This window comes from Thermomicrobiales bacterium (assembly GCA_041390825.1).
GTDB lineage: Bacteria > Chloroflexota > Chloroflexia > Thermomicrobiales > UBA6265 > JAMLHN01.
This window is the reverse complement of record JAWKPF010000013.1, coordinates 99445-117531: the sequence shown is the minus strand read 5'-3', so window position 1 is coordinate 117531 and position 18087 is coordinate 99445. Positions and strand designations below refer to the sequence as shown.

The window sequence follows — 18087 nt, the reverse complement described above, 5'->3', positions numbered from 1 at the left end:
CGCCTTGTCTCGTCGAGGGTCAGTGGGGCTAGCCGACCCGTCGCCCGGATATCCACTCGCGTAGCAGTCCAAGTAGGGAATGATAGTTCATGAGCGTCACAATGTACGCACGACAAACGATACATCGTTCGAACCATTCGTGACACGCTACTGGCAACTTGAGACTGGCGACTACGCATCCTCGTACGGCGGGAAGCGGAACTGCATATCCCGGTCGAGCAACCCCCCATACCCGATCCCGGCCAGATCGGTCGACGTCACCCGCTCCCCCGCCATGATCCAGGGGAGCACGAGATCGGCCACAGTCGATTGCGAATACATCGAGCACGACGCCAGGTTGAAGATCGGCACATCGCCGGTGTACGCCAACCAGAACATACTCCCCGGATGCGCTGGCGCCCCGATGCGCACTACCTGCCCTTCCACCAGCGGAATCGCCCCCAGCGCCCCATCCATCGGGTCCATCGTGTTGCCGCCGCCCGTCATCAGCAGATCGGCCCCCTCATCCAGAAACCCGAACAACGCCGCCGCGACCGCCCCGGGGTCGTTGGCCACCGCGCGGTACCCCAGCAGCTCGCCCCCATACCAGCCGGTCTTGGTTTCGACCGCCCGTTCGAACCGCGCGCACGTCTTCTCGTCCATCGCCTCGGTGGTCACCACTCCGATCTTGAGCGGGCGGAACGGCTTCACCTGCACGACCTTGGATTGCGAGGCAATCCGCACTGCCTCGTCGATCAGCGACCTCCTGGTCGCCACCGGTGTGATCTTCGCTCCCGCAACGATCTTGCCGGGCAGCACCGCCATCCGGTCCAGCAACGTGAACAGCCCCAGATCCGGCAGCGCGTTGATCGCATCGACCGCTGCCCGGTCGATCCGCAAGAGACCCTTATGCTCTGCTTTCAGATTCACGCGGCTTTGTACCGGCTTCCCGAGCACCACGCCGGGCCCTGCCGCAGCTCCCGCAATCGCCAGCGCGGCATCGTCCTCGTGCACATCGTTCGCTTCGAGCAACATCCCGTGCAACGGTTCCGGATAGGCACGCAACCGCTCCAGCATCTCGCCGGTCACCGGTTGCCCTTTATGGAACCGCGCGCCGTCGAAGCGAATCTCCTGCGCCAGGACCACATTGGCCCCATTGGGCGAAAAGGTTCTGGGATCGATGAGGAGCGGTTTCATGGGAGTGCACAACGTCCTGATCGGCCGAACGGCCAGCGTCATAGTCAATGATCGACTATTGCGCCGGTTCGCACCATGCTCTATCCGCCTACCCTGCCAGGAATCCCCCATCGGCGCAGAGCACATGCCCCACGACATAGCTCGACTCGTCCGACAGCAGCCAGACCGCAGCCATCGCCACCTCTTCCGGATGCCCCATGCGCCGCAACGGCAACCCCGCCGCCACTGCCTGCATATCCCCCACCCCGGTCGACAGCATCATATCGGTCACCACCCGCCCCGGCGCCACCGAATTGATCCGCACGCCCTGCGGCGCATACTCCAGCGCTGCCGACCGGGTCAGCGCGATCGCCGCTGCCTTGGAGGCGTTGTAGAGCGCGAACCCTGGATAGGGATTGCGCACCCCGCTCACGCTGGTCGTATTGACGATCGTTCCCCCGCCCGTCGGGAGCATCGCCGCGATCTCGAAACGCATCGCATTAAAGAGGAAGCGCACATTGGTATCGAACACCTGCGCATAGGCTTCGTCGGTCTGATCCAGGATTGGCGCGCGCCGCTCCTGGTGTCCCGCGTTGTTGCACACCGCGTCGATCCGCCCAAACCGCGCGACTACCCGATCCACCAGGGTCGCCAAATCTGCTTCCAGCGTGACATCGGCTGGCACGAAGAGGCTCTCCGCCCCCAGTCCGTTCAGTTCGTCCGCCAGCTTCTCGCCCAGCGTCGTATTTCGCCCGGCAATCGCCACCCCCGCCGCGCCCTCCGCCGCCATGCGCAACGCCGTGGCCCGCCCAATACCCCGCGTGGCGCCCACCACCAGGCAAATCCGCCCCGCCATCCGGTCCGCCGGGGGCTGCTCGCGCAGCGGTCCAGCCAGCTCGGTTCGAATGGGTGTCGTCATACGAAGGACGCTCCCTTCCGTAGACTCGGCGCCTGAAGAACAGAACCTCTGCCGCCTACCCTCGTCTCAGGGCTCATAGCTCAGGGCCCCGGCCCCCACGCTAGGCAGCCGCGTCGATTTCCTTCACCTTCTTTTGCATATAGAAGCGGTCGAAGAGGTAGATCCCCGCTGCCGCCACTACCGCCGCGATCAGCGCCCACAGCTCGAACGTGCGCAGGTCGCCCAGGAGCGTGTCGTAGAACCGCTGCGCGGCGCCTCGCTCACTTCCGGTGTCCAGCTCATCCACGAGTTGCCGCTTGCCGATCTCGAGCGCCACGCGCTGGATCAGCCAGCCAACCCCGATCGCCAGCACCAGCCAGGCCATCGCGCGCAGCTTGCGGCTCGACAGCAGTACATAGCCGACTCCCGACAGGACCGAAACGATAATGCCCACCGCCAGCAACCGGTTGAAGAGGCGCACGTACTCTTGCACCTGCACCAACGTATCGCCCTTCAGAATCGAGACCCAGAGATCGTCGCTCGTTAGTTGGAGTTGGTCCAGCACGCCGATGCCCTGCGCGGCGAGCTGCATCTTCGCCTGTTCGTAGAGCGGAAAGAGATTGAACTGCACTTCATTGTCGGTTTGGACCAGATAGGGAGTGTCGTGCCCCTTCAGCAGATCGGTCAGCGGACCGTGCAATTCGCGCAGCGCTTGTTCCCAGATCGGCTCCCAACGGGGCGAGTGCAACGCCGCGGTAATGCCGCTCTCGATCTGCGGCCGGAACATCTGATAGGTGAACGCGATCGTCGGCGAGAGCGATTGGGCGCCAGTTCGCTCCTCGACCTGTTTGTCGATCGCTGCCATCGTGCGCTCGATGGCTACCTGCTGCACGGCTGGATCGGCGGAAAGACCGGAAACCACCGACACGAACTGGTCCTGGTCGTAGATCGTGTAGCGCGCCCAGAGGCCAACTGACAGGACCGCCACCCCGGCGACCACCAACACCAGCAGGAACCCTCGCAGCGGTGCTCTCCACATCGTTCGCCCAACCCCACTCCCATGAAAACCAAGATGCGAACGGCAGTATGCCGCACCGCCCGCAGTCGAATCCGAAATTGCTCACACGACTATCTCACATCAGCCGCCCACGCTCGTTCTACTGAACCAGAGTGCGGGGGCGCTATGGGAATGGCTCCTAAGGAGGACGTGCGCCCGAATGTTTGTCCAGGTGTTCTTGAACCCACTCTTGACGGTCTTTTCGCCGGCGAGGAACACGCCGGCAGCCAGGAGACGTTTGGCAGTGACCAACTCCAAGCTGAAGCACCAGCTCGTCGAAATCATCGACGAAGAGCGCACCGAATGGGAAGCCCTGCTCGCCGATGTCGACCCGGATCGCATGGATGAGCCGGGCGTCACCGGCGCCTGGTCGTTCCGCGATGTAACCGCCCATCTGCTTGCCTGGCGAGACGGTGGCATTCGTCTCCTGGAAGCCGAGGCCCGCGGCGAACCCGAACCGCCGGCCCCCTGGCCGTCCGCGCTGACCGGCGACGACGAGATCAACGCCTGGCTCTACCAGCGCGACCGCGACATCCCCGCCGATGAGGTGCTCGACGCCTACGCGGAAACCTTCGCCCGCCTGCGCACCGTCATCCTCGCCCTGCCAGACGATGCCCTCACCGATCCAGACTACTTTCTCTGGATGAATGGGCAATCGATCGCCGAATCGATGCTCGACCGCTCCTGGTTCGACCATCTCCACATCGAGCACGAACCCCAGATCCGCCGCTGGCTCGACGCCGCATAACACACCCGCCATCGCCATCCACGGCCGCCTGCACAGTGGCGGCACCCGTGGCAACGGGTGCCGCCACTACGGCCAATTCACCGCTTCCGCGACCCGCCGGTGCAAATTCGGAACCGCATCGAAATGCTCCGGCTGCATCAACACGCTACGGAACACCAGCAACTCGTCCTGATCCCAGACCAACGACGCATCACCTGACAGCAGCGGCGGACGCACTTTCAATGTCGCCAGGTAGACCGGTTCGACCGGATCGTTCATCAACGCTTCGAACACTCGCTGTGTCTCCGCGCTGATCGCCGAAACCCGCTGCTCCCCCTCCACCACCGGGTAGAACGTCACAATGTCCAATGCTGGCTCCATCGCCAACCGCAGGATCTCCGACTCCCGAATCAGCTCCGCCCAACGCACCGCCGCCCCCCGGGTGCGCGCCAGCACCGGCCCCAAGCCTCGTTCCGCTTCCAAAGGCAAGACCCGCATCGTCGTCCAGAGCGCCGCTGCCGCCGCGCCTGCCCGCGAGCATTCGAGACTGATCTCTCCCAGGTGCAGCTCCGCCGACGTGAAATAGGTGTACGGCGAGTCGTGCTTGTAGAACCGCCCGACCGTCGCGTCCCTGAAAAACACCGACCCACACCCGTACGGCTGCAACCCGCGCTTGTGCGGATCGACCACGATACTGTCCGCATCCCTGATTGCCCGGAACGCCCGCGCCACCGCTGGATCGAGCGCATCCGTTCCCGCCAGCAGCACGAAATACCCGCCATAGGCGGCATCCACATGCACCCGCACGCCATAGCGCGCCGCCAGTGGCACGATTTCGTCCACCTGATCGACCGAACCCGTTCCGGTCGAACCCGCCGTCGCGACCACCGTCCCCACGCGGCCCGATTTCAGCGCACGCTCGAGCGCATCCAGATCGATCCGTCCCAGCGCATCGGGTTCGATGGCAACGCCTTCCATGCGCAACACATCGCACATGCGCGCATGCGTGTAGTGGGCCAGTCTCGAATAGGCGATCGACTTGTCCGGATGGAGTTCCCGTGAGACCCAGAGCGCCTCCAGATTGGCAATCGTCCCGCTGGAGGTCAGGTGCCCCAGCGACGTCTTCGGGTCGTAGCCGAACATCGCCTTGTGGGTATCGACCACCTCGATCTCCAGCCTGGTCGTTGCCGGACCGCCGTCATTCGCATGCGCATTCGGATTGATCCGCTGCGCGATGGCATACGCCGCCGCCGCCACCGGATGCGGAGGCATCAGCATCTGCGCCGCATAGTCGGGATGGAAAAAGGGGTAGTTGTCCGTCAACCGCTCCGTCAGCGCCTCGATCGCCTCGGACATCGCCGCCGCATCCACATCCCAGCTCGCATCGACCGGGAATGCTCGCCAGCCCGCTTCCCAGGCTTCCATGCGGTCCAGACCAAGATCGATCATGGCCGCGATGGTCCGAGGCCCAGCGTCCTGCGCCCTGTGACGCCCGTCGTCACCCGTCATCATTCGCTCCTCGTTCCCAACCGTCTCAGGACCCAGGCCCCCTGACTCTTGACCCTGGACTCTGGACTCTGGACTCCGGCCTCAGGACTCCTCCCGACCCTGTCCCCTGAACACTGGCCTCACGACGCGCCGGCTTCCGCTCGCTCAACAACCGCACGTCCGCATCGGTCGGCAAGAGCATCGACACAAAGATCGACAATCCGGCGATCAGCGCCCAGAGCCGCATCGCGTTCTGGATGCCCCATTCGTCCGCCACCGCGCCCATGATCGGCACGCCAACCGCCCCCATGATGAAACCCAACCCCAGGATCAGGCCAGATGCGATTCCCGGCCGCCCGGACATCAGCTGCTGCGCCATCACCAGCAACAGCGGTCCGGTGCTCGCCGCCAGCAACCCGATCATCGCCGCAGTGAAGAACGCCGGCACGCCGGGGAACTGCGCGAAGAGCAGAATCAGCGGCACCGTGGCCACCGACGTCATCACCAGCAGCTTCCGCCGTCCATGCCGGTCAGCAATCGACCCAACACCAATGGCCCCGGCCGCGCTGCTGAGCAGGATCGTGGTCGAAAGCGCGGCATAGAACAACCGGCTGTAGCCCATCTCGTCATACCAGATGGGAATGAACGAGCTGATGCCGAAGAGCACCCACGAGCGCAGCATCATCAGCGCAATCACCACACTCATCGGCTTCCAGGGGATCGGCGGCGCCTCGGCCTGCGCCTGCTCCGCCTTCTTCTTGAGGCGCGACGCAATCGTGCGCATCTGGCTCAACAGAAACACAGCGATCGCCGCACCGGGAATCACCATCGCCAGGGTGCCGTGCAACCCAAAGAGCGCGAACACCGCCACGCCGATGAGCGGGCCGATTGCCACTCCCAGTGTGCCGCCCGTGACATAAATCGACATCGCCACATTGCGCTGATTGTCCGGAATCACCGACGCCGCGGTCACCGCCCCCATCGGGTGATACGCGCCCGACCCGATACCGGCAAGCGCGGCGCAGAGGAGCAACATTGAAAAGCTGGTCGCCAGCCCCAGCAACGCGAACATGATGGCCGTCCACATCAGCGCCAACCCGATCCAGCGCGTGCCCCACCGATCGGTGACCCACCCGAACAGCGGCTGCGTCAGCGACGCCATCCCGGAGTAGCAGAGAGACACCAGTCCGACCGTCTTCAGATTCAGGTCGAATTGCTCGGTCAACAGGGGATAGAGGAGGGGGATCACCCCGGAGTACATATCGACCGTGCCATGCCCCAGCATGAGCGTCAGCAACGAGCGATTGCGGACGACATCGAGCCGTCCCGGTTTCTGCGCGTCGGTCTGTGCTGCTGTGTCGCTGGCCAAGGTCTGTCCTACCAGTCCCTCGTTGGACCGGCCGAGGTAAACCGCCTCGCCATCCTAGCAGCGCCCAATCGACCGAACAATCCGATATGCCGGAGCACGCAGCAGGCAGCAGGCGGCAGGCGGCACGCAGCACGCAGCACGCAGTAGCTAGTTGTCAGTAGTCAGTCGCCAGTTGGCTGTCGCATGCCAATGCGCGGAAAGCACGAGCAAGCATGACGTGAAAGGCTATGGCTGCGCACTGGCATCCCCATTCCGTTGCCCAAGTGCTGTCCGCCCACAACCCCCAACTGACCACTGACTACTGACTACTGCGTGCTGCGTGCTGCCTGCTGTCCGCAAGAACACACCAATTGCGTGTGCGTTGCGTCTGTTGCTCCGGGTCGTCTGGCTGCACCATGAGGATGCGTCGACCGGAGGGCCGCAACCCAGCTCTCATCGCAGCCCGGCCCTTCCGTCGACTCGACCAATACGGCGCTTGATAGATCGATACGTCAATGGAGAGGAACGCACCGTGGTTCGCAACAGTTGGTTCTCCCCATTCCAGCAAGTCGGCAACGAGATTCGCATCGAGCTGCGCGTGTCATTCGAGGAAAGCCGGTTCGCCGGCCTCGTACGTCGCATCTCGCCAGTGAACGTCTCGCTCCTGCCAGAGCAGCGCGCCGACGACTGGCCGATCATCGATCGCCGCAAGGCCGAAGCGCTGCTGCGCTCAGTGCGCCATGGCGCGGTCAGGCGGTGATCGAATGATCGAACTGCCGGCGGTCCCTCGCGTGTTCGTGCTCGCCACGGTCATGGCCATTCTGGCCGGGCTCGATTTCGGCGGCGCGTTGCTTGCCAAGCACTGGGCGGATAACGGCAGCCGCCTCTGCTTCCTGATCGGGTTGCTGACCTTCGCGGTCCTCTTCGCGGTCTATGCCACCAGCCTGAAAACGGCCGAACTCTCGGTCGTGACGATGGGCTGGGTCGTGCTCCTGCAGGTTGGGCTCGTCCTAGTCGACCGCTTTCGGTATGACGTGCCGATCTCGCCCGGCAAGTGGACTGTCATCGCTGTCATCTTGCTCTTGCAGACCTATTTGATCCTCGACCCCTTCGCGGACCGCGATTCGTGAGCGGCAGTTTCGGAGACTCACCGATGGAAACAGTCGCGCTCCAGATGTCGACCCAGGTCAAGCCACCGCGTATCGATTCGCACCAGGCCGTTCCCCTCGTCGACGCGCTCCAGCGGCATCTCGACACCGGCGCAATCGCATTCTCCACCCCTGGGCACAAGGGTGGACGCCTGCTCGACGATCAGGTGCGCGGCCTGTTGGGCGACTCGGTCTTCCGTTCCGATGTCTGGCTCAACACAACGGAACTCGACACCGCGTTGCGCGCGGCGGAACAGTTGGCCGCCACCACCTGGGGCGCCGATGACGCCCGCTATGTCGTCAACGGTTCCTCGAGCGGCAACCATGCCCTCCTCTTGGCGCTGCTGAATCCGGGCGATACCGTCATCGTCGCGCGGGACGCGCATATGTCGGTCCTGACCGGATTGATCCTGGTCGGCGCCAATCCGGTTTTCGTCGCCCCGGAGCTGCATCCGACCCACGCCATGAGCATCGGCGCCAACCCCGCTCGCATCGCCGAAGCGCTCGATGCCCACCCAGATGCCAGCTTGGTCATCGTCACCAGCCCGACCTATCACGGCGTTGCCTCCGATCTGCCCGGCATCGTGGCCGCAGCCCACGCCCACAACGTGCCAGTCATGGTCGATGAAGCCTGGGGCGCGCATTTCCCCTTCCATCAGTCGCTTCCCATGCACGCCATGGCCGCCGGCGCCGATGCCGCGGTGGTGAGTCTGCACAAGACACTCCCCGCGCTGAGCCAGGGCGCCATGATCGTGCTCCAGGGCGAGCGCATCGACCGCCGCCGCATTACCGCGAGCGTGCGCATGACGCAGTCGACCAGCCGCTGCCTCCCGATCCTCGCCTCGCTCGATGCCGCCCGCCGGCAAGTGGCCCTCCATGGCTGGGGTCTGCTGGAACTCACCATGGCGCTTGCCGCCTGGGCGCGCAAGGAGCTCCGCGCGATTCCCGGTCTTGCGCTGATCGACCATGCCGCCCTCGGATTGCCTGCCGATCAGGTCGACCCGACCCGTCTCGTCATCGATACCGCCGGCATCGGGCTCTCCGGCTACAAGGTCGAGGCATTGTTACGCGAAGAATTCGGCATCGCCCCCGAGATGAGCGACCGCCGCGGCATCGTCTGCGTGGTCACCGTCGGGGATACCCGCGCCTCGCTCGCAGCGTTGGTCGCTGCCCTCACGGCCATCAGCCGCCGCACCCCGGTTTTCGAATCTCGACCCCGCCGGCTGGCCGCGCGTTCGGTCGGTGACGCCATCAGTCCAGGAGAGATGACCATGACCCCACGTGACGCCTTCTTCGCCAAGTCCCACGCCGTCCCGCTGCCCACGGCGATCGGCTGCATTGCCGCCGAGCCAATCATTCCTTATCCGCCCGGCATCCCCGTGCTCGTTCCCGGCGAGCGCATCGGCTGGAGCAAGCTGCTCTATCTCGCCCAGGTCGTCGCCGGTGGCGCCACCTGCGCCGGAGCCGCCGACCCGCGCTTGCTCACCATTCGCGTGGTCGACGAGGAGTCGTTGCAATCATAGAAATGGACCTCTGTGTCCGCTCATCCGGTGGTCTGCCAATGCGTTTCGAGACCGCCACCCAATACATTGCTCTTCCACCTAATCGATGCGGGAGAGGGGAGATACATGAAATCCCGGACTGGTTGAATCGCAACCGGCCCGGGATCCCTTTGTGCCATGGAGACGGGCCGCCCGTGTCCTGTTACGCTCGCGCCTTTTCGAACACCAAGCGCGCCTCGTCCAGGGCCTGCTCCCGCGTCATCCGCTGACCAGCGGCCCAGCCTCGCCCGAACCGCTCCCGCCCCAATTGACGCTGAACCGATTGCATCAACCGATCGAGCGTCTCCCCAATGCCGACGCGCAAATCGATCCCGGTTGCCTCGCGCATCGCCTCCGACGCGGAAAACAACCGCGTCGCCCGTTCCAGCTCGCTTCCCTTTGCCGCGGCGATCGCCGCCGCCGCGCGAATGCACCATTCCATCTGCAAGACATCGTCCGATTCCACCGCCAGCGGCAAGGCGTCCAGATAGGTCTCCGCGCTTTCGGCGTAACGCTCGGCCAGCAACTGCGCCCAACCGAGCCCAGCCAGCGCGTCGAACACATGTCCGATGTCGCCCAGTTCCCGCCAAATCTCGACCGCTTCCCGGTGCCGCTCGATCGCCCAATCGGGCGCGCCCTGCATCGCCTGGCTCAACCCAAGCAGGTTTGCCGATGCCGCCACTTCCCAATCGTTCCCGGAGCTCTGAGCCAACTCGCGCGATTCCGACAGCAGCGCGTCCGCCTGCCCGAACTCGTTCCGTTCAAGCGCCACATTTGCCAGACTGCGCAGCACCGCTGCCAGCTGCCGCTCGTCGTTCAACTCACGCAGCAGCTCCAGCGCCTCTCCATGCAACGCCGCGGCCTCGTCCAGCTCTCCTTGCCAAATCGCAAGATCCCCCGCCGCGATCAGCGCCCGCACCCGCAGCGCCTCGGGAGAATCTGCCGCGGCCGGATCCTCCAGCAGCGACGCCAACCATCGTTGCCCTTCCGCCAGGAACCGTGGCTCGGTCCAGAACCACGCGAGCGCGCTGGCAATGCGCAGCGCGTCCTGGATCTCGCCCCGATCGCGCAAATACCCCATGGCCGAACGCAGATTGCCAATATCGATCTCCAGCAGCTCGAAGGTCGGCAATGGATCTGAACCCGTCAGCCCCGGTTCCGCTTCCTCCGCCACCGCGACGAAATGCCGCGCGTGCGCCCCGGCCAAATCCTCGGGCTCTGATCCCAGCCGTTCCGCGGCGAAATCCCGAATCGTTTCGTACATCAGGAATCGCGGTTCGTCCCGGTTCGTGTCGACCGGTTGAATCAGGCTTTTTTCCACCAACGAAACCACGCGTTCCTCGATCGCGCCCTGATCCGCATCGGTATCGATCTGGGATAGCACCCCCACCGCCGCCGGAATCGTGAACCCGCCCTCGAATACCGACAGCCGCTCGAAGAGACGCCGCTCGTCGTCATCCAGCAAGTCCACGCTCCACGCGATCGCCGAGCGCATCGTCTGCAACCGCTCCGGTAGATCGCGCGGCCCCTCGGTCAACACCTGAAAGCGGCCTTCCAGCCGTCCCAGCAGTTGATCCGGCGGGAAGATTCGCGTGCGCGCCGCCGCCAGCTCGATGGCCAGCGGAATCCCGTCCAGCCGCCGGCAGATGTCCACGACGGTCGGCGCATTGCTTGCATCGAGCGCGAACCCGTCCAGTGCTTCGCTCGCCCGTTGCACGAACAGCTCCACGGCCGAAAACGCGCCTATCTCCTCGACCGCGCGCATCCCCGCATCCGGCACCGGCAACGGATCGAGCCGCAGTTCCCATTCCCCTCGTAACCGCAACCGCTCGCGGCTGGTCGCCAGAATCCAGAGGCCGCTGCACTGCCCGAGCAACACGGAAAGCACCGGCGCTGCTTCCACCACATGCTCCCAGTTGTCCGTCACCAGCAACATGGGCTCCGGCCCAATCGCCTGCGCAACCGCTTGCGCGGGGGACGTGCCCGGTTCCACCAACACATCGAGTTGCGACGCGATCGCCCCCGGCACCAACGCCGGATCGCGCACCGCCGCCAACTCCAGATAGGCCACCCGACCACGCAGTTCCTGGTGGAACCCTCGCGCAATCGCCAGCCCGAGCCGGGACTTCCCGATCCCCCCATGCCCGGTCACGGTAACCAGCCGTGCTTCACCACCCCGGAAGAGCTCGACGATCCGCTGAATCTCCTCGTCCCGCCCCACCAGCCGTGTCGGCGGAATTGGCAGCGGCCGCGGTCTGACGCCGCGTTCCTGTTTCGGCGCGGGAGCTTCCGGGTGCGCGTCGGACTCCAGCTCCGGGCGCGCCGCCGCCAACAACGTGGCGCGATCCCGCTCGCCCAGTTCCAGCGCGTCGGCCAGCATGCGTACCGTTTCCAACCGGGGAAAGGTGCGCGCCCCTCGTTCCAGATCGCTGATCCCGCGCACGCTCAATCCAGCCCGCTCGGCCAGCCCTTCCTGGCTCAACCCGGCGGAAACCCGATAGTGCCGCAGTGCCAGCCCAAATCTGGAAATGCTCGATCTCCTTCACCGCTGTACGACCACCCTGGAATGTTGCAGCATACGAAATACGACGTCCCTTGTCTCTCACCCGCGGCACACGCCAAACGTGCCCAACGCGACAGGCTTCCCGGACCCTGTATCCCGCAGCCTGAGACAGGCAGGGCGCTGACAAGCCCCTTTGAGCCAACTGCTGACGACCACCAACAGACGACCGAACGCTGCCCACAGCCTGCTAAACTTCCGCCTATGGACCGGCTCAAGCAACTTCGCACCCAAATGCCCACGAATCTCCCCAGCATGGAGGAGATTCGCGCCGCCACCGCTGGCAAATCGCAGGCAGAAATCACCGCCAGCGCGCGCAGGACTCTGGAAGGCATGGACCCGCAAAAGGTCGCTGCCTTCGGTCAGGTGCTGCAGGAGAACCTCGCCAAGAAGGGCATCAAGCCGCCCCCTGGCGTCTCCCAGGGAAACGCCAACGAAATCGCCTCGGTAATGGCCAGCATGCTGACCGGTCAGAATGCCGCCTCGGCCAAAACGCTGCTACAAAACCCCGCTGTGCGCGACAGCGCGACCGGCGTGGTGATGGCCAAACTCATCACCAGCCGCTTCGGACTGATCGCCATGCTCCTCAAAGATCCCCGCACGGCCCAGGTGGTCGGCCCTATGATCAAATCGATGCTCAAGACAAAATAGCGGGATCAGCCATCTCGGCTCGGATTTTTGCCTTCCTGGCTACCGTTCGGTGGCGGAATCCTTCATACTTCTCTAAACGCGGAGATGCCGCGCAGATGAAGAGGGAATAGGGCCATGCCAGATCGGGTTGTCGTCATTGGCGGTGGCGTCGTCGGGCTCTCGTCAGCCTGGGCGCTGCGCAAGCGGGGATGGACGGTTACCGTCGTCACCAATCGCGATTTCGGCTACGGCGCATCCCGTGTCAATGCGGGATGGATCTCTCCCGGTTGGGCCACACCCGTTCCCGCTCCCGGTCTGGTGCGCACCTCCATGAAATGGATGCGCTCCTCGTCCAGTCCGCTCTACATCCAGCCGCGTCCCAGTCCATCGTTCATGCGCTGGACCCTCGATTTCTGGCGTCACTGCAACGAAAAGGACTATTGGCATGGCGTCGAGGCCCTCGCCGGACTTGGCAAGCGCGCCTTCGAAACCTTCGACACAATGCGCGCCGACGGCATCTCCTTCGAGGAACATCACGACGGCATTCTCTTCGTCTTCCGCACACCCGCCGGGCTCGAGGACGAACTGGAAATGCTCGCTCGCTTTGGCCCGATCAATGGCTTGCAAATCCAGGGGCCGATTGTCGGCGACGATCTGCGCCAGATGGAACCAGCCCTGACCGAGAAGATTCACGGCGGCATCTGGATGACGCAGGAACGCTCCATCCGCCCTGACACGCTCAACTCCGCGCTCGTCTCCTGGCTGGAAGCCAACGATGTCGATCTTCGCAGCGGCGTGAGCGTCGAAGACCTCACGATCGAAGGGAACAGGGTCACCAACGTCGTCCTCGATCACGGGCGCATCGAAACCGACGCTGTCCTCATTGCCGCGGGCGTCTGGTCACCCCAGATTGCCCGGTTCGCCAAGCGCCGCATTCCCATCGAGGGCGGCAAGGGCTATTCGCTGGACTACACCCCCGCCCCGGTCGAAATCCGCCATCCGATCGAGGTCTTCGACGGCCGGCACGTCATCACCCCAATGAATGGAATGACCCGCCTGGCGGGCACCATGGAGTTCTCCGGCAACAACGCGACGATCCGCCCGGAGCGTGTCGAAGCAATCGTCCGCGGCACCGCCGATATCATCCGCGGTTGGCCGACCGACCTCTCGATCCCCGTCGTCAGCAGCGGTCTGCGCCCCATGTCGTCCGACGGACTTCCGCTCATTGGGTACCTCAAGGACTACCGCAATCTCGCCATTGCCACCGGCCACGGCATGATGGGACTCACCCTCGCTCCCGCCACGGGTGACGCCATCGCCGATCTCATGACCAACAACGGCTCCCGCGAGCTCCTGAAACCCTTCGACCCCGCCCGCTTCTAGCAATCACCCGAACGGCGAGCAGGGACGCCGCGCCACCATCACTGGATCGTAGCGCCGGGCGTCCCTGCCCGGCGATCGACCGAAGGTCGATGACCAACCGCACGCCGCGCCCACGCTCCGTTCTTTCGAACAATGCGCCAATCGCGCTAGATCTCGTCCGTGCGCATCCCACGACCGACATTCGAGCTCACCAGCACCCGTTCGGGCTCCGGTTCCGGCGCTGCTTCGACCACGACATCCTCGACCACGACCTCGGCTTCGACGACCTCGGCTGCCTCCGCTACCGGCTCGTCGGCCACCACGCCATTGGTCGCCGCCTCGGCCACGATGATCCCGTCCTCGACCGCTTCCGCCACGATCACCTCGTCCGGCTGGTCCCCCAGGATCAACGCCTCGATATCGACTGTCTCGACCTCTTCGATCACATAGTCAGGCTCGGCATCCGCCGCGGTCTCGGGCGCCGCCGGTTCTACCGGCGCCACCAGCTCCGCGCCCGCCGGGTTCGCCAGGAATCCGGCCACCTTCTCGGTCGTGAGCCAGGTCGATTCGTTCTCGGACGTCACCCGCGCATACGGCACCTGAAGCTCGTCCAGCGCGGCCGCGAACCGCTCCAGCTGGATCGAGCGGCCCAGACTTGCCCGGCTGGTGCCCACCAGCAGCACCGGCAAATCGAGCACCCCCGCGAAGGTCGTTGGCGTGCGCAACGCGCTCTTGCCCCGATTGGCCGATGGCAGACCCAGGTATTCCAGATACCACGAGGCAAATTCGTCGTCGGCCTGGTCGAGCTCATCGTCCCAGTCCGTCACTGGGTCGATCACCGCCACACCGTCCGCGACCCCCGGCCGCGCGCCGGCCAGCAGCAGCGCCAACGCCCCACCGTAGCCGTCGCCCACCAGATAGAGCCGCGAGCTATCCACGAACTCCAGCCCACGCGCCCAATTGGCCAGATCGACCAGATCGGAAATCTCCGCCTCGGTGCCGGCCCGCTCCTTCAGCGCGTTCACGATCTTCTTGCCATACCCCGGCGTCCCCGGCAGCGTCGGCACGATGACCGCGAATCCGCGCTGCACGAGCGCCTGAATGGTCGAATCGAACTCGAACCGGTTTGCCTCCTGTGGCGTCGCGCCCAGGAAGAGCACGGCTGGCAACTTTTCGACCTCGCGCTTGTTGCGGTAGACCAGCGCGCCTGCTTTCAACCCGCCGGCAATCTCGTAATCGACATGATCGGGCGGCACGAACCAATCTTCCGCCGTCCAGCCGCCGGTCACACCGATGTAGAGCCGCTCGACATCTTTCTTGGCTGCCTGCACCACAAAGGACGGCGCCTCGAGCGGAGAGGAGAACTGGTAAACCACCTGCTTGTCCGGCAACCAGCGCGGCGAGCTGGCCACGCCCATACCCGGATCGAGCGGATCGGCCGTGGCGCCGCTGGTCGGACGCTCCACCAGGCGCACTTCCCCTCGCACGCGGCGGGTATAGAGAATGCGCCCGCCATCCGGCGAATAGCGCGGCGAACCCTTGTCGCCCGCTTCACTGGCCAGATTCCAGCCGGCGCTGTTGTCCGGATTCACCACACCCACGTTCAGCCATTCGGCCTCATCGGTGATGAACGCGATCTGCGATTTGCCGGGGCACCACTGCAACTGCGAGCGGTTCGCCAGCTTCTTGGTCGCCTGTTTCTGCTCACCGGTCAGGATCGAAACGGTCCAGATCTGATCGCCCACCTGCTCGCCATCCACCATATGCCGGGTATAGGCGATCCGCTGGCTATTCGGCTCCCAGCATGGATTGCGGTCGTCCTGGCCAATCGGGCCATCGGTCAGCTGCACCACCGGGCCGTAGCCATCCGGCGTCGCCACGCAAATGGCGCTGCGGCCATGGCGCCGGGACGCGAACGCCAGCAACGACCCGTCCGCCGACCACCGCGGCTGCTCGTCCGAGGCCGCGTGATCGGCCAGCAGGATGCAGTCGCCTCCCGCAGCCGGCGCCAGCCAAATGGCCGTGCCAATATCGGAAGGCGCGCTCCCGGTCAAGGCGATCATCGTGCCATCCGGCGACCACTGCGGCCCTTCGATATCGAAGACCGGACGGAACGGGAGCTCGATCGACGAGGCGCTGCTGCCATCCAGTTCCGAAATCCAGAGCCGGGTCGAACCCTCGCCATCGGTCAGCAGATACGCAATCTGCTTGCCATCGGGCGACGGGTTGCACGCGCCGGGCAAGAATGGATCGGTGGCGGTGCGAGGTGCTTCGTCCTTCTTCGGTGTCCGCTTGCGGCGCGACGATCGAGCGCTGGCGCTCACCACGGCATCGCCGGCCACGAGCGTGTCGCCAACCAGATCCGGATGGGCCTTTTCGATCGCAGCGGTTTCCTGCTCCACCGTTTCCGCCGGCAAGTGATCCACCCCAAGCTGGCGATCAGCTTCGTCACCCACCGGACCCCCTTCCGAGACCATCTCGGCAGCTTCCTGGGTGGCCGTCTCCGGAGATTCTTCTGATTTCGGCTTGGCGGTACGGGTTCGTTTCGGTTTGGCAGCCGACTTGGGCTTGGATTCGGTGGCCGGCGCCTCGGCGTCTTCGGCAACCTGTGCTTCTTCGCGATCGCTCATCGATAGTCCTTCGTCATGTATTCGAGCATGCCTATGGCGACCCAGACCTCGCGTCACTCCGCCAAAGCGCGCCTAAGTGTAGAAGGTTATGACGGGTCGGGTTGCCAGTTCGGTCACCAGTTTTCCGCGCTTTTCCCCCGGACGTGACCATACTGGCACGCAAGACCATCCGTTCCGAGCCAAGGAGACGTTGCCAGGTGTCCAATCCCCACATCCGCATCCGCCTCGCCCAGCCAACCGATGCGCCTGCCATCACCGATATCTACAACCAGGGCATACGTGACCGCCTCGCCACCCTGGAAACCGAAGAACGCACGGCCGAGGAGCGCGCCGCCTGGCTTGCCGCGCGCGATGCCCGGCATCCCGTGTATATCGCCGAACTGGACGGCGCGGTCGTCGCCTGGGGTTCGCTCAACAGCTTCAACCCTCGTCCAGCCTACCAATGGGTCGCCGACTTCTCGGTCTATGTCGATCGCGCGCACCGCGGTCACGGTCTCGGCGGCGCCATGCTCGATCACCTCATCGCGGAAGCCACCAGGCTTGGCTTTCACAAGCTCGTCCTCGCCGCCTTTCCTTTCAATGAAGCCGGTATGCGCCTCTACCAATCGCGCGGTTTCCGCACCGTCGGCATCTACCACGAGCAAGGCCAGCTCGACGGCCGCTGGGTCGATACGATCGTGATGGAGAAGTTGTTGGGGTAGGCAAGGGGCAACAGGCAACGGGCAACAGGCAACAGTGGGAGTCGGGGTGTGGCTGCTGGTCCGTTGTTCGTTCGATTGCGACCGGATCACGACCGCGGAGTCCTGTGGGGCTTATGACTGCGCGGATGTGTCACCTGGCTGGGTCGCTAACGTTGAGCCGTACTGGAGGCGAACCAGGTGTGCAGCGTGACCGACGATCGAGGTGTCTGGACCGATCGCCGTGGATTCAGAGCGTGCGCTGGTGACCATTCGCTGTCGACTGCTCGATGGCCCGATACATCGCAGCAAGTTGGCGTGTGAGAGCGCGTACGAGCGACACCAGCTCGTTCGATGTCGAACCGTCAAGAAAACCGAGTCGAGCCGCAAGCAGTAGTTGAGTCCGGATCTCCGCGAGCGACCCATGGGCCATGCGAAGAAAGCGCAGATAGTCGGCAGTGCTGTTACGCGCATTTCCTTCAGCGATGTTCGACGGCACCGAAACGCTGGCACGCCGCAGTTGGCTGGTCAAGCCGAATCGTTCATGTGATGGAAATCGTTCGGTTGCTTCGCAGACGGCAACTGCCAGATCCATGGCGAGTTGCCAAACCCGTAGATCGGTGTAGTCCCGGATGGCGCGATAGTCGTCCGCAGGTTCCTGAATCGAGCGGTCCACACGGTTTGTCGCTTCTCGCCCATCGCATTCCCAATCCCAATCATCTTGCACGCTCTACACCTTCCCCCACCGCATGACACATGTCACACACCACACGATGTGACCATCGCCCGTTGCCTCTTGCCTTTTGCCTATTGCCTTTTGGCCGTTGCCTCTTGCCCGTTGCCCGTTGCCCGTTGCCCGTCGCCTC

Annotated in this window: 15 protein-coding genes; 7 read left to right on the top strand and 8 right to left on the bottom strand. The window is 64.5% G+C overall.

Annotated features, from left to right (window positions below; genetic code table 11):
- Positions 1 to 171: 171 nt before the first annotated feature.
- From R2855_08740 to R2855_08730, 3 genes are all read right to left on the bottom strand, one after another.
- Complete coding sequence (locus R2855_08740; GenBank protein MEZ4531105.1) at positions 172 to 1176, bottom strand: hypothetical protein; 1005 nt, start codon at positions 1174 to 1176, stop codon at positions 172 to 174.
- Between the two features lie 88 nt (positions 1177 to 1264).
- Complete coding sequence (locus R2855_08735) at positions 1265 to 2074, bottom strand: glucose 1-dehydrogenase (protein MEZ4531104.1); 810 nt, start codon at positions 2072 to 2074, stop codon at positions 1265 to 1267.
- A gap of 100 nt (positions 2075 to 2174) precedes the next feature.
- Entirely contained in the window at positions 2175 to 3092 is a 918-nt protein-coding gene (locus R2855_08730; protein ID MEZ4531103.1) for a hypothetical protein, read from the bottom strand.
- Positions 3093 to 3354: 262 nt separating this feature from the next.
- Here R2855_08730 and R2855_08725 point away from each other — a divergent pair, with 262 nt between their 5' ends.
- Entirely contained in the window at positions 3355 to 3858 is a 504-nt protein-coding gene (locus tag R2855_08725) for a ClbS/DfsB family four-helix bundle protein (protein MEZ4531102.1), read from the top strand.
- Positions 3859 to 3924: 66 nt separating this feature from the next.
- On the opposite strand, the gene R2855_08720 is transcribed toward R2855_08725, so the two are convergent.
- Together R2855_08720 and R2855_08715 are read right to left on the bottom strand one after the other, a co-directional pair.
- A complete protein-coding gene (locus R2855_08720; protein MEZ4531101.1) occupies positions 3925 to 5346 on the bottom strand; it encodes an aminotransferase class V-fold PLP-dependent enzyme in 1422 nt (473 codons plus the stop codon).
- A gap of 25 nt (positions 5347 to 5371) precedes the next feature.
- On the bottom strand, positions 5372 to 6694 hold the full coding sequence (locus R2855_08715) for an MFS transporter (protein ID MEZ4531100.1): 1323 nt from the start codon (positions 6692 to 6694) through the stop codon (positions 5372 to 5374).
- 511 nt (positions 6695 to 7205) lie between these two features.
- Here R2855_08715 and R2855_08710 point away from each other — a divergent pair.
- The 3 genes from R2855_08710 to R2855_08700 are packed head-to-tail and all read left to right on the top strand — an operon-like array spanning position 7206 to position 9344.
- On the top strand, positions 7206 to 7433 hold the full coding sequence (locus tag R2855_08710; GenBank protein ID MEZ4531099.1) for a hypothetical protein: 228 nt from the start codon (positions 7206 to 7208) through the stop codon (positions 7431 to 7433).
- Positions 7434 to 7437: 4 nt separating this feature from the next.
- Positions 7438 to 7803, top strand: a complete 366-nt coding sequence (locus tag R2855_08705) for a hypothetical protein (GenBank protein MEZ4531098.1) — start codon at positions 7438 to 7440, stop codon at positions 7801 to 7803.
- Positions 7800 to 9344, top strand: coding sequence for an aminotransferase class V-fold PLP-dependent enzyme (locus R2855_08700; GenBank protein MEZ4531097.1), 1545 nt, complete (start codon positions 7800 to 7802; stop codon positions 9342 to 9344). Before R2855_08705 ends, R2855_08700 begins: the two co-directional genes overlap by 4 nt.
- A 181-nt stretch (positions 9345 to 9525) precedes the next feature.
- Here R2855_08700 and R2855_08695 read toward each other — a convergent pair whose 3' ends face one another.
- A complete protein-coding gene (locus R2855_08695) occupies positions 9526 to 11877 on the bottom strand; it encodes a helix-turn-helix domain-containing protein (protein ID MEZ4531096.1) in 2352 nt (783 codons plus the stop codon).
- Between the two features lie 300 nt (positions 11878 to 12177).
- Here R2855_08695 and R2855_08690 point away from each other — a divergent pair, with 300 nt between their 5' ends.
- Positions 12178 to 12573, top strand: coding sequence for a hypothetical protein (locus R2855_08690; GenBank protein ID MEZ4531095.1), 396 nt, complete (start codon positions 12178 to 12180; stop codon positions 12571 to 12573).
- A 114-nt stretch (positions 12574 to 12687) separates the two neighbouring features.
- Positions 12688 to 13935 (top strand): FAD-dependent oxidoreductase, encoded by a 1248-nt coding sequence (locus R2855_08685; GenBank protein MEZ4531094.1) that lies wholly within the window; start codon positions 12688 to 12690, stop codon positions 13933 to 13935.
- Between the two features lie 146 nt (positions 13936 to 14081).
- Here R2855_08685 and R2855_08680 read toward each other — a convergent pair whose 3' ends face one another.
- On the bottom strand, positions 14082 to 16544 hold the full coding sequence (locus tag R2855_08680; GenBank protein MEZ4531093.1) for a prolyl oligopeptidase family serine peptidase: 2463 nt from the start codon (positions 16542 to 16544) through the stop codon (positions 14082 to 14084).
- Positions 16545 to 16741: 197 nt separating this feature from the next.
- Here R2855_08680 and R2855_08675 point away from each other — a divergent pair, with 197 nt between their 5' ends.
- On the top strand, positions 16742 to 17245 hold the full coding sequence (locus R2855_08675) for an arsinothricin resistance N-acetyltransferase ArsN1 family A (GenBank protein ID MEZ4531092.1): 504 nt from the start codon (positions 16742 to 16744) through the stop codon (positions 17243 to 17245).
- A 226-nt stretch (positions 17246 to 17471) separates the two neighbouring features.
- Here the strand turns inward: R2855_08675 and R2855_08670 are convergent, their stop codons facing one another.
- The gene (locus R2855_08670) at positions 17472 to 17948 is read right to left on the bottom strand and encodes a four helix bundle protein (GenBank protein ID MEZ4531091.1); all 477 of its coding nucleotides are present in this window, start codon (positions 17946 to 17948) and stop codon (positions 17472 to 17474) included.
- Positions 17949 to 18087: the final 139 nt, after the last annotated feature.